General features: G+C 60.0%; 18 protein-coding genes. 14 read left to right on the forward strand and 4 right to left on the reverse strand.

The window, feature by feature from the left end; genetic code table 11:
* The first annotated feature begins 182 nt into the window (after window positions 1-182).
* On the forward strand, window positions 183-2,792 hold the full coding sequence (gene mprF, locus FHT28_RS01410; RefSeq protein ID WP_037196479.1) for a bifunctional lysylphosphatidylglycerol flippase/synthetase MprF: 2,610 nt from the start codon (window positions 183-185) through the stop codon (window positions 2,790-2,792).
* Complete coding sequence (locus FHT28_RS01415) at window positions 2,789-4,186, forward strand: AcvB/VirJ family lysyl-phosphatidylglycerol hydrolase (RefSeq protein WP_037196481.1); 1,398 nt, start codon at window positions 2,789-2,791, stop codon at window positions 4,184-4,186. Before mprF ends, FHT28_RS01415 begins: the two co-directional genes overlap by 4 nt.
* A 26-nt stretch (window positions 4,187-4,212) precedes the next feature.
* Here FHT28_RS01415 and FHT28_RS35855 read toward each other — a convergent pair whose 3' ends face one another.
* Window positions 4,213-4,440 carry a hypothetical protein gene (locus FHT28_RS35855; RefSeq protein ID WP_037196483.1) on the reverse strand — a complete coding sequence of 76 codons (228 nt, stop codon included), beginning with the start codon at window positions 4,438-4,440 and terminating at the stop codon, window positions 4,213-4,215.
* On the opposite strand from FHT28_RS35855, the gene FHT28_RS01420 reads away from it, so the two are divergent.
* From FHT28_RS01420 to FHT28_RS01445, 6 genes are all read left to right on the forward strand, one after another.
* Entirely contained in the window at window positions 4,428-5,105 is a 678-nt protein-coding gene (locus FHT28_RS01420; protein WP_037196484.1) for an HAD family hydrolase, read from the forward strand. The two genes, FHT28_RS35855 and FHT28_RS01420, sit on opposite strands and share 13 nt — an antisense overlap.
* A gap of 103 nt (window positions 5,106-5,208) precedes the next feature.
* Window positions 5,209-5,796, forward strand: coding sequence for a 5-formyltetrahydrofolate cyclo-ligase (locus tag FHT28_RS01425; protein ID WP_168595395.1), 588 nt, complete (start codon window positions 5,209-5,211; stop codon window positions 5,794-5,796).
* A gap of 3 nt (window positions 5,797-5,799) precedes the next feature.
* On the forward strand, window positions 5,800-6,624 hold the full coding sequence (locus FHT28_RS01430; RefSeq protein WP_047555368.1) for a TIGR00282 family metallophosphoesterase: 825 nt from the start codon (window positions 5,800-5,802) through the stop codon (window positions 6,622-6,624).
* A gap of 126 nt (window positions 6,625-6,750) precedes the next feature.
* A complete protein-coding gene (locus FHT28_RS01435; protein ID WP_168595396.1) occupies window positions 6,751-7,590 on the forward strand; it encodes an MBL fold metallo-hydrolase in 840 nt (279 codons plus the stop codon).
* Between the two features lie 85 nt (window positions 7,591-7,675).
* Window positions 7,676-8,227 carry a hypothetical protein gene (locus FHT28_RS01440; protein WP_141694054.1) on the forward strand — a complete coding sequence of 184 codons (552 nt, stop codon included), beginning with the start codon at window positions 7,676-7,678 and terminating at the stop codon, window positions 8,225-8,227.
* A 114-nt stretch (window positions 8,228-8,341) separates the two neighbouring features.
* Window positions 8,342-9,088: a YebC/PmpR family DNA-binding transcriptional regulator gene (locus tag FHT28_RS01445; protein ID WP_047555371.1), complete on the forward strand. Its 747-nt coding sequence runs from the start codon at window positions 8,342-8,344 to the stop codon at window positions 9,086-9,088.
* 125 nt (window positions 9,089-9,213) lie between these two features.
* On the opposite strand, the gene FHT28_RS01450 is transcribed toward FHT28_RS01445, so the two are convergent.
* Window positions 9,214-10,017, reverse strand: coding sequence for an anti-sigma factor (locus tag FHT28_RS01450; RefSeq protein ID WP_168595397.1), 804 nt, complete (start codon window positions 10,015-10,017; stop codon window positions 9,214-9,216).
* Entirely contained in the window at window positions 10,014-10,802 is a 789-nt protein-coding gene (locus FHT28_RS01455) for a sigma-70 family RNA polymerase sigma factor (protein WP_246704780.1), read from the reverse strand. Before FHT28_RS01455 ends, FHT28_RS01450 begins: the two co-directional genes overlap by 4 nt.
* A gap of 334 nt (window positions 10,803-11,136) precedes the next feature.
* Here FHT28_RS01455 and FHT28_RS01460 point away from each other — a divergent pair, with 334 nt between their 5' ends.
* From FHT28_RS01460 to FHT28_RS01470, 3 genes are all read left to right on the forward strand, one after another.
* Complete coding sequence (locus FHT28_RS01460) at window positions 11,137-12,111, forward strand: MBL fold metallo-hydrolase (protein WP_168595398.1); 975 nt, start codon at window positions 11,137-11,139, stop codon at window positions 12,109-12,111.
* Window positions 12,112-12,133: 22 nt separating this feature from the next.
* On the forward strand, window positions 12,134-12,595 hold the full coding sequence (locus FHT28_RS01465; RefSeq protein WP_168595399.1) for a tetratricopeptide repeat protein: 462 nt from the start codon (window positions 12,134-12,136) through the stop codon (window positions 12,593-12,595).
* Between the two features lie 102 nt (window positions 12,596-12,697).
* Window positions 12,698-13,135: a DoxX family protein gene (locus FHT28_RS01470; protein ID WP_047555374.1), complete on the forward strand. Its 438-nt coding sequence runs from the start codon at window positions 12,698-12,700 to the stop codon at window positions 13,133-13,135.
* A 65-nt stretch (window positions 13,136-13,200) separates the two neighbouring features.
* Here the strand turns inward: FHT28_RS01470 and FHT28_RS01475 are convergent, their stop codons facing one another.
* Complete coding sequence (locus FHT28_RS01475) at window positions 13,201-14,199, reverse strand: LLM class flavin-dependent oxidoreductase (RefSeq protein WP_047555375.1); 999 nt, start codon at window positions 14,197-14,199, stop codon at window positions 13,201-13,203.
* Between the two features lie 194 nt (window positions 14,200-14,393).
* Between FHT28_RS01475 and ruvC the strand changes: the two genes are divergently transcribed.
* Genes ruvC through FHT28_RS01490 form a run of 3 tightly spaced genes read left to right on the forward strand, consistent with a single transcriptional unit; the run spans window position 14,394 to window position 15,622 of the window.
* Window positions 14,394-14,906: a crossover junction endodeoxyribonuclease RuvC gene (ruvC, locus tag FHT28_RS01480; RefSeq protein ID WP_168595400.1), complete on the forward strand. Its 513-nt coding sequence runs from the start codon at window positions 14,394-14,396 to the stop codon at window positions 14,904-14,906.
* A gap of 55 nt (window positions 14,907-14,961) precedes the next feature.
* Window positions 14,962-15,225 carry an AbrB/MazE/SpoVT family DNA-binding domain-containing protein gene (locus FHT28_RS01485; RefSeq protein ID WP_047555377.1) on the forward strand — a complete coding sequence of 88 codons (264 nt, stop codon included), beginning with the start codon at window positions 14,962-14,964 and terminating at the stop codon, window positions 15,223-15,225.
* Entirely contained in the window at window positions 15,203-15,622 is a 420-nt protein-coding gene (locus FHT28_RS01490) for a type II toxin-antitoxin system VapC family toxin (RefSeq protein WP_168595401.1), read from the forward strand. The genes FHT28_RS01485 and FHT28_RS01490 overlap by 23 nt, the downstream gene beginning before the upstream one ends.
* The last annotated feature ends 5 nt before the right edge of the window (window positions 15,623-15,627 follow it).

The following is a 15,627-nucleotide window of genomic DNA, read 5'->3' on the forward strand; positions in this document are numbered from 1 at the left end:
GGCCGATCCAGCGCTGGTGGAATGGGGCCTGCGCCAAAATTGCCTAAATTCAGAATGATGGGAGCTCGCGTGACAACGGGCCTGTCGAAAGAAGTGTAGACGGCAATACGAAGATGCATCGTCGCTGTTACTGAATATCCGAGCAATCGGGCCGGGCGAAAGTCAAGATAAACAGGTAGAACATGTCGACGCCGATCGATTTGGAAAAAGCCGATGAAGAATTGGAAGAGCGTGGCGGTATCAGCGGCTTTCTGAACCGCTACCGCACGCTGATCGTCGCCGTTCTGACCGTCGCCGTCTTCTGTATTGCCGCCTATGCAATCTTCGATCTGACCAATGAAGTGCGCTACGACGACGTCGTGCATGCCCTGACGACGACGAAGATTTCCTCCATTCTGCTCGCCCTGCTGTTTACGGGGCTGAGCTTCGTCTCCCTGATCTATTACGACCAGAACGCGCTGGAATATATCGGCAAGCGGCTGCCATTTCCGCATGTGGCGCTGACCTCTTTCAGCGCCTACGCGGTCGGCAATACCGCTGGCTTCGGCGCGCTCAGCGCCGGCGCGATCCGCTACCGCGCCTATACGCGGCTCGGCCTGTCGCCTGACGATATCACCCGCGTCATCGCTTTCGTAACGCTTGCCTTCGGCCTCGGCCTTGCCGCCGTCGGCGCCATCGCATTGTTGGTCATCGCCGACGAGATCGGACCGCTGATCAATGTCGACGGCCTGTGGCTTCGTCTGATTGCCGTCGCCATTCTTGCGGCACTTGCCTTCGTCGTCTTTATCGGCCGCAACGGCCGGGAAGTGCGCATTGGGCCGATCGCCGTTCGTCTGCCGGATTCGCGCACCTGGTCGCGGCAATTCCTGGTGACCGCATTCGATATCGCGGCATCGGCCTCTGTGCTCTACGTGTTGTTGCCTGAAACGGCGATCGCCTGGCCGGCCTTTCTGGCCATCTATGCCATCGCTGTCGGTCTCGGCGTGCTGAGTCACGTTCCAGCCGGCTTCGGCGTTTTCGAGACGATCATCATCGCCTGGCTCGGGAGCTCGGTGAATGAGGACGCCGTTCTGAGTTCGCTGGTTCTCTATCGCGTCATCTACAACGTCATTCCGCTCGTCATCGCGATCGCGGCGATCTCGGTGGCGGAATTGCGCCGTTTCGTCGATCATCCGGTTGCCTCCAGCATGCGCCGTGTCGGTGGCAGGCTGATGCCGCAGCTGCTGTCGGCTTTCGGGCTGCTGCTCGGCATGATGCTGGTATTTTCGAGCGTGACACCAACGCCCGACCAGAACCTGATCGTCCTTTCCGACTATGTGCCCCTGCCGCTCGTCGAAAGCGCGCATTTCCTTTCCAGCATTCTGGGCGTGGCCATGATCGTCGCCGCGCGCGGTCTCAGCCAGCGTCTCGACGGTGCCTGGTGGGTGTCGATCTTCTCGGCGGTGTTTGCACTGCTGCTATCGCTCTTGAAGGCCATTGCCATCGTCGAGGCCGGGTTGCTGGCGTTTCTCGTCTTCAGCCTCGTCGTCAGCCGCCGGCTGTTCACCCGCCCGGCATCTCTGCTGAGCCAAGCGCTCACGGCCGGATGGCTGACGGCCATTGCCGTCATCTGCATCGGCGCCGTCGTCATCCTGTTCTTCGTCTACCGCGATGTCGGCTACAGCAATCAGCTCTGGTGGCAATTTGAATTCGCAGACGAGGCCCCGCGCGGCCTTCGCGCCGTGCTCGGCATTTCCATTGTTTCATCGGCGATCGCGATCTTCAGCCTGTTGCGTCCGGCGACGAAGCGGCTGGAACCGGTTACGGACCATGCGGTCGAACGGGCCGTCGAAATCGTCCGGAAACAGGGGGTCGCCGACGCCAATCTGGTGCGCATGGGCGATAAGAGCATCATGTTCTCGGAAAAGGGCGATGCCTTCATCATGTATGGCAAGCAGGGCCGTTCGTGGATCGCGCTGTTCGATCCCGTCGGCCCACGTCAGGCACTCCCCGATCTCATCTGGCGATTTGTCGAGGCTGCCCGTGCCGCCGGTTGCCGCTCGGTCTTCTATCAGATCTCGCCAGCGCTGTTGTCCTATTGCGCGGATGCCGGCCTGCGTGCCTTCAAGCTTGGCGAACTGGCGGTGGTTCAGCTCGCAAATTTCGAGCTGAAGGGCGGCAAATGGGCCAATCTTCGGCAAACAGCGAGCAGAGCAGTGCGTGACGGACTAGAATTTGCCGTTATCGACCCTCAACATGTGCCCGAAATCATGGATCAGCTTGAGCATGTTTCGGATACGTGGCTCGCAGATCACAATGCCAAGGAAAAGGGTTTTTCGCTGGGCGCTTTCGATCCGGACTACGTGAGCTCGCAGCCGGTCGGCGTGTTGAAAAAGGATGGTAAGATCGTCGCTTTTGCGAATATTCTGATGACGGAAACCAAGGAGGAGGGGTCCGTCGATCTGATGCGTTTTTCGCCCGATGCTCCGAAGGGATCGATGGATTTTCTGTTCGTGAAGATCCTCGAATACCTCAAGGAGCAGGGGTTTTATCGATTCAATCTGGGCATGGCGCCGCTTTCGGGCATGTCGAGACGGGAGTCGGCGCCGGTTTGGGACAGGGTCGGAGGGACCGTGTTCGAGCACGGCGAACGTTTCTACAATTTCAAAGGGCTTCGTGCCTTCAAATCCAAATTCCATCCCGAATGGCAGCCCCGCTATCTGGCTGTTTCGGGAGGTGTGAGTCCCATGATCGCGTTGATGGATGCCACATTCCTCATCGGGGGCGGACTAAAGGGGGTCGTGAGGAAATGATCTTGAAATACGCAATATCATTGGTTTTCACATGCATGCTGACGATGGGTCTGCTTGCTTCAGGCTCGGCGCGGGCCGACGAAGACGATACCAAATACGATCTGGGCATGATTTCGCCGCCGCATATCCTGCGCCCGCAAGGCAAGGTGACGAGCGAGGTTGTTCTAATCTCCGACGTTGCAGGCTGGGGCGACAAGGAGAAGGCGGTTGCCGACAAGCTCGTCGCCAGTGGCTCGCTGGTCATCGGCATCGATTACCCGTCCTTCCTGGCTTCGCTGAACAAATATGACGTCAGCCAGAACGATGGCTGCATCTACATGGTCTCGGATCTGGAATCACTGAGCCAGCAGGTGCAGCGTTCCTTTGCCGACAGCACCTATCAGCTGCCGATCATCGCCGGCGTCGGCGCAGGCGGCGCCATGGCACTGACGATAGCCGCGCAGACCCCGGATGCCACGGTTGCCGGAACGGTTGCCGTGGATCCGACATCCGGCATCGGGCTGAAGCAAGAGCTTTGCACGCCGGCCGAGAAGAAGACCGATGGCGACATGGTGTCCTTCGGCCTGCAGGAAGGTGCTTTGCCGAACCCGATTCTCGTGACCTTCACGCCGAATGCTCCGAAGGATGGACGCGATCACGTCGAGGAGATCCAGAAGGATCATCCCGAGGTCCAGACCACGGATTCCGGGATCGACGATACCTATGCGACGCTCGAGGCTTCGCTGGCGGACCTGATGAAGTCGATCGACAGCGCGAAATCGCCGCTCGGCCTGCCCGTTGATGTCATGGAAACCACGCCGACGGAGGACACGCTTGCGATCGTCTATTCCGGCGACGGCGGCTGGCGCGACATCGACAAGGAAGTCGGCAGCTATCTGCAGGATCAGGGCATTCCGGTCGTGGGTGTGGACTCGCTGCACTATTTCTGGTCGGAGCGGGATCCGCAACAGACTGCCAACGATCTCGCGCGCATGATCCAGTTCTATACCAAGCGCTTCAAGGTCAAGCATGTCGTGCTGATCGGCTATTCGTTCGGTGCCGATGTGCTGCCGGCGAGCTACAACCGCCTGCAGCAGCCAGACAAGGACAAGATCGTGCAGATGTCCCTGTTGTCGCTGTCGAAGAAGGTCGATTACGTGATTTCGGTCATGGGCTGGCTCGGTGCTTCGAGCGAGGGCAAGGGTGGCGATCCCATCAATGACCTCAAGTCGATCAATCCGAAGATGGTGCAATGCGTCTACGGCAAGGACGACGACGAGGATGTCGGATGCCCGCTGCTGAAGGGCACCGGCGCCGAAGTCATTGCCATGAATGGTGGTCACCATTTCGATGACGACTACGAGGCGCTGGCGAACCATATCATCAATGGTCTGAAGAGCCGCCTCGGCGAATAATTGATCGAGGCGTGCGGCTGATCTCTTCAGTCGCACGCTTCCGTTTCGCCATCTGCCGATGGTGATGCAAGCGCTTTCTTCCGATGTCGCATCGGTTGAAACGAATGAACGGGCTTTTCCTGCGCCCGTTGCTCAGCAATCATTTGCTTCTTGCCGCGGCTGTCGTTAGTCGGATGAAGCACATATTGCGAGTGGCGCGGCTGCGCCGGCCGCTCGTTTTCACGTCCAGAAAGGGCCTGCCTTGTCCGCTGCATCCTCTTCCGCCTTCACCAAAGCCTATTCCGGCTTCCTGTTCGACATGGATGGCACGATCATCAATTCGATCGCAGCCGCCGAACGCGTCTGGGGCAATTGGGCTCGCAGCAAGGGTCTGGACGTTGAAAAGTTCATGCCGACCATGCATGGCAAACGCGGTGTCGATACGATCGGCCAGTTGAACCTGCCCGGCGTCGATCCGGTTGCCGAGTCGGCGGGCATCGTGGAGGCGGAGATTGCCGACGTCGAGGGCGTGGTCGCACTGCCGGGAGCCATCGATTTCCTCGCGTCCCTGCCGCCGGAGCGGTGGGCGATCGTGACCTCTTCCCCGTACCGTCTGGCGATGGCCCGACTTGACGCTGCCGGCATCCCGGTGCCGCGCTTCATCGTGACCGCCGAGGACGTCAAGGTCGGCAAGCCGGATCCGCAGTGCTACATTCTCGGGGCGGAGCGTCTTGGCCTGCGCACTTCCGATTGCCTGGTGTTCGAGGATGTGATGGCCGGCATCAAGGCAGGCGAAGCCGCCGGCGCCGATGTGATGGTGATCACCGCCACGCATTCCCATCCGGTGGAAACCGGCCACTCGACGCTGCTGAACTATGAAAATGTCCGCGCGCATCCGGATGGCGACGGAAAGATGTCCGTCGTGCGCACGAGTGGTTGATTGCGGCTCGCATCATACCATCGCCAGATGTCGTTTTCGCGCATTGCATTAGGCCGCCGGCTCATTATGTTTTCGTGATATCATGGAAAATCGCGAAGATCCGATGACCCCCAAAGAGCTGAAAGCCCAATATCGCAACGAGCGTCTGGCGGCGCGTGACGCCATTCCAGCCGATGAACGCATCGAGATGGGACTGGCCATGGCTGCCCATGGCGGCGATGCCATCGATGTCGCGCCGGGAACGATCGTTTCCGGTTTTCTGCCGATCCGGTCCGAGGTGGATATAAGGCCGTTGATGGCGCGGCTTAGGGAGCGCGGTGCGCGGCTTTGCGTGCCCGTGATCCTCAACCGGAGCACCATCGTCTTTCGCGAGCTCGTGCCGGGTGCAGCGCTCATCGCGACCGGGTTCGGCACCTCCGGGCCGGGGCCTGATGCGGCAGTGCTCGATCCGGATATCATGCTAGTGCCGCTTTCGGCGTTCGACAGCACCGGCCATCGTATCGGCTACGGAGCCGGCCATTACGACCGCGCCATCACCCGTTTGCATCAAAAAGGCTTGAATCCGCGCCTCATCGGCATTGCATTCGATTGCCAAGAAGTGCCATCAGTACCGGCTGAGCCGCATGATGTCCGTCTTGACGCGATTTTGACCGAGAGCGGACTCAATTTCGTTTCGGAAGCGATTGGATAGCGAATGCGGCTGCTTTTTCTGGGTGACATGGTCGGCAAGACCGGACGAACTGCGGTATGGGACCGCCTTCCGGGGCTAGTGTCCGATCTGAAGCTCGATTTCGTCATCGTCAATGGCGAGAATGCTGCCGGCGGGTTCGGCATCACCGAGGACATCTTCCTCGAAACAATCAATGCCGGCGCCGATGTGGTGACGACGGGCAACCATGTCTGGGATCAGAAGGAGGCTGTGGTGTTCTGTGAGCGCCACGATCAGTTCCTGCGTCCCGCCAACTATCCGGCCGGCACGCCCGGCCGCGGCTCCGGTATCTACTATGCGCGCAATGGCGCCCGCGTGCTCGTTGCCAATATCATGGGCCGCGTCTTCATGCATCCGGAGCTCGACGATCCCTTTAAATCGGCAGAGGTCATCCTCGATGCCTGCCCGCTGAAGGAGCAGGCGGACGCCATCATCTTCGACTTTCACGCGGAAGCGACCAGCGAGAAGCAATGCTTCGGCCATTTCGTCGACGGCCGCGCCAGCTTCGTGGTTGGCACGCATACACATGTGCCGACCGCCGATGCGCAGATCCTGAACGGTGGCACAGCCTACATGTCGGATGCCGGCATGTGCGGCGACTATGATTCCTCGCTTGGCATGGAGAAGGAGGAGCCGCTCAACCGGTTCATTTCGAAAATGCCGAAGGGTCGGTTCGAAGCGGCATCCGGTCCGGCCACCATCTGTGGCGTCGGCGTGGAGATATCGGATGCGACGGGGCTTGCCGAGAAGATCGCGCCGCTGAGGCTCGGGCCGCGTCTGGCCGAGACCATTCCCGAGTTCTGGCGCTGATCGTGCCCTGCAATTAATCGACGAAGCGCAATGACGCGATTGTGAGCAATCGTGTCCGATTGGTGCTGGACCTGTTTTCGGTCATGCAGCATCCTTCCGGCCTTCCTGGGCTTGAAGGGGTGGCAGATGCTGCGGTTTCCTGTCTTCGCCGTGTTCTTTCTGCTGGCTGCGGCGGGCTGGAGCGCCGCGGACGCCCAAGAGAAGCCTTCAGGTCCTCAGCCGAGCCAATGCCAGGCGATTGCGCAGTCCTTGCCCAAGGCGACTTTCGCCAGCTTTTCCAACCAAGGCCCGACACCCGCCAACGATCCCGTCAATGGCGATGTGAAAATCACCTTCCTCGGTCATGCGACCCTGTTCATCGAGACGCCCGGCGGCGTTTCCATCGCCACGGATTTCAGCGGCGCCTATTCGCCGCCCCATACCCCCGACGTCGTTACCATGAACAAGGCGCATCCGAGCCATTACACGCTGACGCCCGACCCGGCGATCAAATATGTGCTGCATGGCTGGAGCGACACGCCTGGCGAACCGGCAAAGATCCACCTGACCGTCGGCGACACACTGATCCGCAACGTGGTGACCGATATCCGCTCCTGGGGCGGCGGCATCGAAGCCAACGGCAATTCGATCTTCATCTTCGAGGTCGCCGGTCTCTGCATCGGCCATCTGGGGCATCTGCATTTCGAGCTTACCGACCAGCAATATGCCGAGATCGGCCGGCTCGATGTCGTGATGGTGCCGGTCGACGGCGGCTTGACCATGGGGGCTGACAGCATGAGCCGGGTGGTGAAAAGGCTGCGTTCGTCGCTGATCCTGCCCATGCATCGCTGGGGTCCACCGGTCGATCAGTTCCTGGCCCTGTTCGGTCCCGACTTCGACGTCGCCTACGCGCCGACCCCGAGCGTCACGGTGTCGGTGAAGACCTTGCCGCGCAAGCCGCTGATCTATGTGCTCAAGGGGCTGTGACGATTTTCGTTGGGATATGTATCCTACTCACCTATGCAACTTCCGCTGGCCGTGATTGATTGCGCCATACCATTGGGGGAAGCGCATGAATCGGGTTCTTTTGACTACAATAATAGCTGCAGCGCTATCGGGCTGCGTCTCATCAAACCCGGTCAACACGACGCCCGATGGCTATCGCCTCCAAAAATTCAGTCAGGGAACTGTTTCTGTCGGCAAAAGCGCAAATCTGTTAGCCGCTGGCAGTTGGAGCGTGTCATGCCCAACCGATGCAATGACTGACAAACGCAATTGCAGCATTACGTCCCTGTCGGGGGCTTTGTTCATCGACTACGGAAGTTCACCAACACCGCAACGCGTCTGCCTCTTGTCGCATGATGCGCCGGGCATGACTGCCTTGATCAGAGTTGATAGCCATCCGGCGGTTGCTACGGATGCACAGGGCTGCGTTCCGGCAAGCCGGATCATTCACCAGATGAGAAGCGGTAGCACTTTCCTAGCGCGCGTTGGCGCCATCAATGACTGGTCGCCCGATCTGCGACCCGTAATCAAGGACGAACGCGCATCGCTCGAGGGATTGAACAAGGCCATGGAAACCGTTGCGGATATTCGGGCAGGCAAGCTTGCCGTCAAACCGTAGGAATAGTGGCGGAAGGCCTCGACCGACGCCATTATCCGGCTTTTTGCTTGAATGAAGGCCGCTTCGCTCTTATAAGGCGGCCCATTCCCAACAAAAGACGTGAACAGGGGTGCCATGGCTGGCCATTCACAGTTTAAAAACATCATGCACCGCAAGGGTCGTCAGGATTCGGTGCGTTCGAAAATGTTCTCGAAGCTGGCGCGTGAAATCACCGTCGCCGCCAAGGCGGGTCTGCCTGACCCGACCATGAACGCAAGTCTGCGCCTCGCGATCCAGAACGCCAAGGCCCAGTCGATGCCCAAGGATAATATCGACCGCGCCATCAAGAAGGCGGCCGGCAATGACGGCGAAAACTACGATGCAGTCCGCTACGAGGGCTACGGCCCCGGCGGCACGGCGATCATCGTCGAAGCGCTGACAGACAACCGCAACCGCACGGCTTCCAACGTCCGCTCGATCTTCACCAAGGCAGGCGGCGCGCTCGGTGAAACCGGCTCGGTCTCCTTCTCCTTCGACCATGTCGGCGAGATCACCTACAAGCCGACAGTCGGCGACGCCGACAAGGTGATGGAAGCAGCGATCGAAGCCGGCGCCGATGACGTCGAGAGCGACGAAGAGGGCCACACCATCATCTGCGGCTTCGAAGCGATGAACGAAGTCGCCAAGGCGCTCGAAGCGACGCTCGGCGAAGCCGAAACGGTCAAGGCGATCTGGCGCGCGCAGAACAATGTGCCGGTCGATGAAGAAAAGGCTCAGTCGCTGATGAAGCTTATCGACAGCCTCGAAGACGACGACGACGTACAGAACGTCTATTCGAACTTCGAGGTTACCGAGGAAGTGTTGGCGAAACTCTCGGCCTGATCCGGATAAACTGCTTGCAAAAAGCCGGCCGCAGCCCATGCGGCCGGCTTTTTTGCGCCTTAGAGCATTTCCAGGAAAAGTGCGAAGCGGTTTTCCGTCTGGAATGCGTAAAGAAACAAAACGCTCTAGGGTGTGGTGGCGCGCGAGAAATCATCACGAAAGGCAGAAAGGTCGGTGGCGCTGACATCGGATACTGCCCAGAAGACCAGCCCGTCCGCATACCATTCGGCGAAATTGTAGCCCTCCTTCTCGGCGCTGCTGCGGGTGGTGGCCGTGCCGGGCCAGATGAAGAGATTGATGATATGGCCGTGCCGGTGGTAGATCAGCGCCGCCACGACCCGACCGTTCAGATAATCCACGCGGCCGCCGACAAGGGGAAAACCCTGTGCCGCCAGATCGACCACCGGTGGAGAAAAATCGATCTTGCCGCTGAACCACGGCTTGACGGTATGCTGATCCGAGGTCAGCACGTCGGTCAGGTGATCGGCGAGCATCGAGCGCACGTGGCTCGCAAGAAGCTGATCTTCGATCGTTTGGCTCTGCTGCGGCATGTTCAAAACCAGCATGAGGCTGGCTGCCAGGGCTGCGAGCGATGGTATAAAGCTCCATTGCCGGACAAACCGCCAGAAGCTACGCCATGGGTTCTCCGTTTGGATCGTTGCCGCCACGGCGCGTGCCATCATGACCTGTTCCAGCGCCAACGCGGCCTGGACGCGTGCATGGACGGCGTCCGGTGCCTGCCATTTCACTCCTTCGCGGCCGGCAAGGCGTTTTACCATAAGAGCCTCTTCCATCTCGTGGGCACATTCTCGGCAGGTCGCAAGATGCGTCTCGAAACTTGCGGTGTGGGCCGGATCGAGTTCGCCATCAATGAAGCCATGCAGTAGGTCGCTCCATTCGCCGTGATCACTGTGTTCCCCGTCGCTCATCGCGCCACCCCTTTCGCGTCGAGGCTGCGCCAGGCTTCGCCGAAATCGCGGCGAGCGCGGGCAAGGCGCGACATGACGGTGCCGATCGGCGCATCGATGATTTCGGCGATCTCCTTATAGGAAAGATCTTCGAGCTCACGCAGGACGAGGACTTCACGCATGGCATCGGGCAGCATGTTGATGACCTGGCGCACCCGCAGCGTTTCCGCCTTGCGGATTAACGCCGCCTCAGGGGTGTCTTCCTCGGAGGCCGGTTCGGACGACGGCGGATCCTCCGGTGAGTCATTGCCATCGGTCATCGGCAGTTCGTAACGGGTCTTGCGTCGCCCTTCCTGCAGCCACGCGTGATAGCAGTTGCGGACGATGGTGAATGTCCAGGCCCGGGCATCGCCATTGCGAAAGCCGCCAAAGCCGCGATAGGCGCGCAGGAATGCCTCCTGCACGATATCCTGGGCGGCATCGGCATCCCTGCTCAAGAAGCGCGCGAAATTATAGGCGGCATCCAGATGCGGAACGATCGTGCGCTGGAAGCGGCGCATGGTTTCGTCCGACGATGAGATTGTATGCAGGCGCGGTTCGTCATTTGCCGCTGTCTCGGCCACCATCATGAGGCTGGAGTAGCTGGCCTCCTTCGTTCCGTGCGCCTTCGGTCCGGCAAACGGGCCAACCAACCGGATGAGAAGCCGCTCCAGGCTGCGCATCACGCTTGCTTGCAGGCGACCCCAGTTCATGGCGTGAAACCGGCGGTCGAATGAAATCGCGCTTATAATCTGGGCGTCTGTCATCATGGTCCCCGCGAAACGCCGATGTTGACTGTAAGCCTCGGGTCCGGCGCTTGCAATCTTGCCTAAAGACGTAGATCGCACTTGCTCGGGTTTTATTCCCGATCGGATTCGAAAAAGTCGAAGACGGTGCCCCCAGGCGCTCTGCACCCAGCAGATTGCGATCCGGGCTTTCGGCCTCGAGCTAAAATAGCCTATTAATTTCAATTATTTGAATGAATCTTTCGTGCTGCGGGGAATAAGTGCCCGCAGTCGCTGATCTTCTTCCTCAGCGGGGGCGGCAATCTGCAGCGCCCTCCGCCTGGCCCCAAAGCCATAACCCTGAGGAGATATCGCGATGTTTGACATGACCCGCCGTGCCGTGCTCGGGACGGCCGCCGCTGCGGCAGCCTTCGGACTGTCGTCGAAGCTCGAATTCATTCCGCAAGCCTTCGCCGCGACCCCACTGGAGCCGACGACGGGCTTCTACAAATACAAGGTCGGTTCGATCGACGTCACGGCCGTCTATGACGGCATCTGGCGCAAGCCGCACGATCCGGCCTTCATCAAGAACGCGTCCGTCGATGACACCAAGGAGGCGCTTTCCAAGGCCGGCCTGACGACGGAGTTCATGCCCATTCCGTTGACCGTCGTCGTCCTCGATATCGGTGGCCGAAAGATCATGATGGATGCCGGGTCGGGCGTCGGGCAGTGGCAGACTAATGCCACGCATCTTCCGGCCAACATGGCCGCCGCCGGCATCGACTACAAGAAAATCGACACGATCATGATCTCGCATTTCCATCCGGACCATGTCTGGGGCCTGATGGAAAAAGGAACGAATGCGCCGGTGTTCGCCAATGCCGAGCTTGTGGTCAATGCCACCGAGTACAACTGGTGGACCGATCCCGGCCGTGTCGACAAGCTGGCGGAGGGGCGCAAGGAAGCGGGCAGGCGCATCGCTTCCGTCTTTCCGACGTGGAAGAACTGGCGGCTGGTCGATGATGGCGCCGAGGTCGCGCCGGGCGTGCGCATCATGGCCGCGCCCGGTCACACCCCCGGTCACTCGGTCTTCCTCATCGATGGCGGCAACGAGCAGCTGATGGTCTCGGCCGACATCATGTACGTGCCGGCGCTGCTCGCACCCCATCCCGAATGGCAGGGAGCCTACGACCAGGACGGCCCGATGGCCATCGGTACCCGCCGCAAGCTGATCGACCGCGTTATTGCCGACAAGATCAGGATTTGCGGCTCGCATTTTCCGTTCCCGGGCTCCGGTACCTTCGTCAAGGACGGCAACGCTTACGGATTCACCCCCACCATCCAGGCCTGAGCGGCCAAGAAGGAGCAAGACCATGTTGAAACATGCCATTTTCGGAATTGCCGGCCTGTGCGCCGTGATCGCCATTCCCGCCGCAACGGCCGGCGTCGCCTTCGCCGTCGACAATATGGAGGCCACCGACACGCCGGATCTGACGTCGGTGCGCGCCAAGATCGATGCGAAGAATTATGCCGGCGCGCTTGCCGAGCTTCGCGATATCGCCGAGGAGCATCAGCAGGCCGATGTCTACAATCTGATGGGCTTTACCCTGCGCAAGACCGGGGACTATCGAACGTCGCTGACCTACTACACCAAGGCGTTGGAATTGCAGCCGGATCACAAGGGCGCGCATGAATATCTCGGCGAACTCTATGTCGAAACCGGCGACATGCCCAAGGCTCGCGAACAGCTTGCCACACTCACCAAACTTTGCCCCGGCGGCTGCGAGGAGCTGGATGATCTGACCAAGGCGATCGCCGCGAAGGCAAGCAACTAGAACTCGGCCCCAACTGACCCGGCGGCATTTCCATTCGACCAAGTCGTGGAGATGCCGCCGAGAGCGGAAACCGCCCGGATGTTGCTGTGAAGGAGGAAATCCATGGAATACGAAGAGGAGAGTGCCGCTCTCGTCAATATGGCGGACATGGCACTGCTGTTCGGCCGTATGCTGCTGTCGTTACTCTTTCTGGAAGAGGGTATCGAACTCGCCAGCCATTTCGATAATGCATTGGAAGCCATGGCAAAGCTTGGCGTCGCCGCACCTATCGCGACTGCAACCATCGTCGTGCAGCTTGCTGCAGGCCTTGCCATTGCGCTCGGGTTCACGACCCGATTGGCGGCATTCGGTCTCGGCCTGTTCTGCTTGCTGACAGCGCTATTGTTTCACACGAACTTCGCCAGTCACAATGAACTCTTGCACTTCGAAAAGGACCTGGCGATCTCGGGTGGAATGTTCGTGCTGATCGTCGCCGGCGCCGGCAAGCTGTCGTTGGATATGTTGATCCGGCGCCACTGGAAGACGAGGCTCGTATCCTGACCTCGTCGATCGCGTGGTGAGCCGCTCACAGAAGATCGGCTCACCGGATAGTTCGCATTCGAAAGTCAGGACACCTTCTTGAAGCTCGGAAGCGTAGCGAACAGCTCAACCGATCTCAATCGCGCCTCGATATCGTGGATCGGCATCGAAATGATGACCTCGTCAGCCTCGGTATCTTTGATGAATTGCCGGAGTTTCGCCTCGGCGGTCGCCGGGGAACCGACCACGGCATAGCGCAGCGTGTTTTCCACATTCAGCTTTTCCATCGGCGTCCAGAAATCGTCCATGTCCTTGCGCGGGCGAGGGAAGGGGCCGCGCACATTGCGGCGCAGGTTGACGAATTGCTGCTGTGCTGAGGTGAAATGGTATTGCGCCTCCTCATCCGTATCTGCCGTCGAGCCCATGACGCCGACCATGACATAGGGCTTGTCGAGCGTTGCCGATGGCGTGAAACGCTCCCGGTAGATGGCGACCGCGTCAAGCAGGGCTTCCGGCGCGAAATGCGAGGCGAAGGCATAGGGAAGGCCGAGCATGGCGGCGAGATGGGCGCTGTAGAGACTGGAGCCGAGCAGCCAGATCGGCACGTTGGCGCCATGGCCGGGAACGGCGAGAATGATCTGGTTCTCGTCGGCCGGGCTGAACAGATGCTGCAGCTCGACGATATCGTTGGGGAAGCTTTGCGCGCCGGCATCGATGTTGCGGCGTAGGGCCTGCGCCGTGCGCATGTCGGTGCCCGGCGCCCGGCCGAGGCCGAGATCGACACGGCCGGGAAACAGGGCTTCCAGCGTGCCGAATTGCTCGGCGATGACAAGCGGGGAATGGTTCGGCAGCATGACGCCGCCCGAACCGATGCGGATGCGCGAGGTTGCCGCGCCGACATGGCCGATGACGACAGCCGTCGCGGCACTGGCGACGCCCGGCATGCCGTGGTGCTCGGCTAGCCAGAACCTGTTGTAACCGAGCTCCTCCGCCTTCTGCGCCATGCGCTTCGAACCGTCGAAGGACTGGCGGATGGTGCTGCCTTCGGCAACGGGCGAAAGATCGAGGATGGAAAAGGGAACCATGGCAAGAAACCTGCGTGGTAAAAGGGAGGATGTGTTTCCACCATGTAGGAGCGCCGGGGCGTCATTCCAAACCCTGCCGCCACGATTTCGTCACGATGCTTTCAGCGCGGCGGGAACCGCCGGCAATCTGTGGCTTGTTTTTGTTTTGTTCACATTTTGCTGGCACATCTTCGGCCTGAAAGATAGGTTGACCCATGCAAAACACGATTCGCATCATCGGTATTGATCCGGGCCTGCGCCGCACCGGCTGGGGGGTTATCGATATACTTGGCAATTCCCTGCGTTTCGTTGCATCGGGAACGGTGACCTCGGACGGCGACATGGATCTCGCCTCTCGCCTTTGCCAGCTTCACGATGGCCTTGCGGAGATCGTTCATAGCTACAAGCCGGATGAAGCTGCCGTCGAGCAGACCTTCGTCAACAAGGATGCGGTGGCGACGCTGAAGCTCGGGCAGGCGCGCGGCGTCGTCATGCTGGTGCCGGCGCGCGCGGGTTTGCCGGTATCCGAATATGCGCCGAATGCCGTCAAGAAAGCCGTCATCGGCGTGGGGCATGGCGAGAAGCAGCAGATCCATATGATGCTGAAGATCCTGGTGCCCAAGGTCGAGTTCAAGGGCAATGACGCCGCTGACGCACTCGCTATTGCCATTTGCCACGCCCACAATCGCGGCACCAACCGGCTGCGGCAGGCGGCATTGGCAGGGTAGTTTGTTCTTGACCTGTTCCGGGTTGGCCGCTAAGTATTACTGAAGAGGTATTACCATGCGTGTGACGGAAAAGGGTCAGGTGACCATCCCGAAGGAAATTCGAGACAGGCTCGGCATCGGCCCCGGCTCGGAGGTTGATTTTATCGCCTCGGGCAGCGGGGCGATGCTCGTCAAGATCGCCGAGGCATCGGATCCGGCTATTCGCGATTTCGACGATTGGCTGGAGCGCGTCGGAGGTACGATGGACCTTGGCGGCATGACAACCGACGAATTTATGGAGTTTCTGAGAGGTCCGCGTGACGACGTCGACCCTCGTTGATACCAACATCTTCATCGATATCCTCGGTCCGGCATCGGTCCAGCGGCTATGGTCCGCAAAGTTGCTGAAACAATGTATCGGAGAGGGTGATCTCGTTATCAGCCCGGTGGTCTGGTCGGAACTCGCTGCTTCGCCTTTGAGCGAGGAGGACTTGACGGTCACCTTGTCCTGGCTCGACATGAAGCGCGAAGCCATACCTTTCGAGGCTGCGTTTCGAGCCGGCAAGGCGCATCGTCTCTATCGGCTCGCCGGTGGCCAAAGGGAGAGAACCCTTCCGGACTTTCTCATCGGTGCCCATGCCGAGTGGCGAAGACACAGGCTGCTGACACGGGATGCCTCGCGCTATCGTTCCCACTTTCCTTCGCTTGACCTCATTTCCCCTGAAACCCATCCCTGACGGAC

This window comes from Rhizobium sp. SG570 (assembly GCF_012275345.1).
Classification (GTDB): Bacteria; Pseudomonadota; Alphaproteobacteria; order Rhizobiales; family Rhizobiaceae; genus Rhizobium; species Rhizobium lusitanum.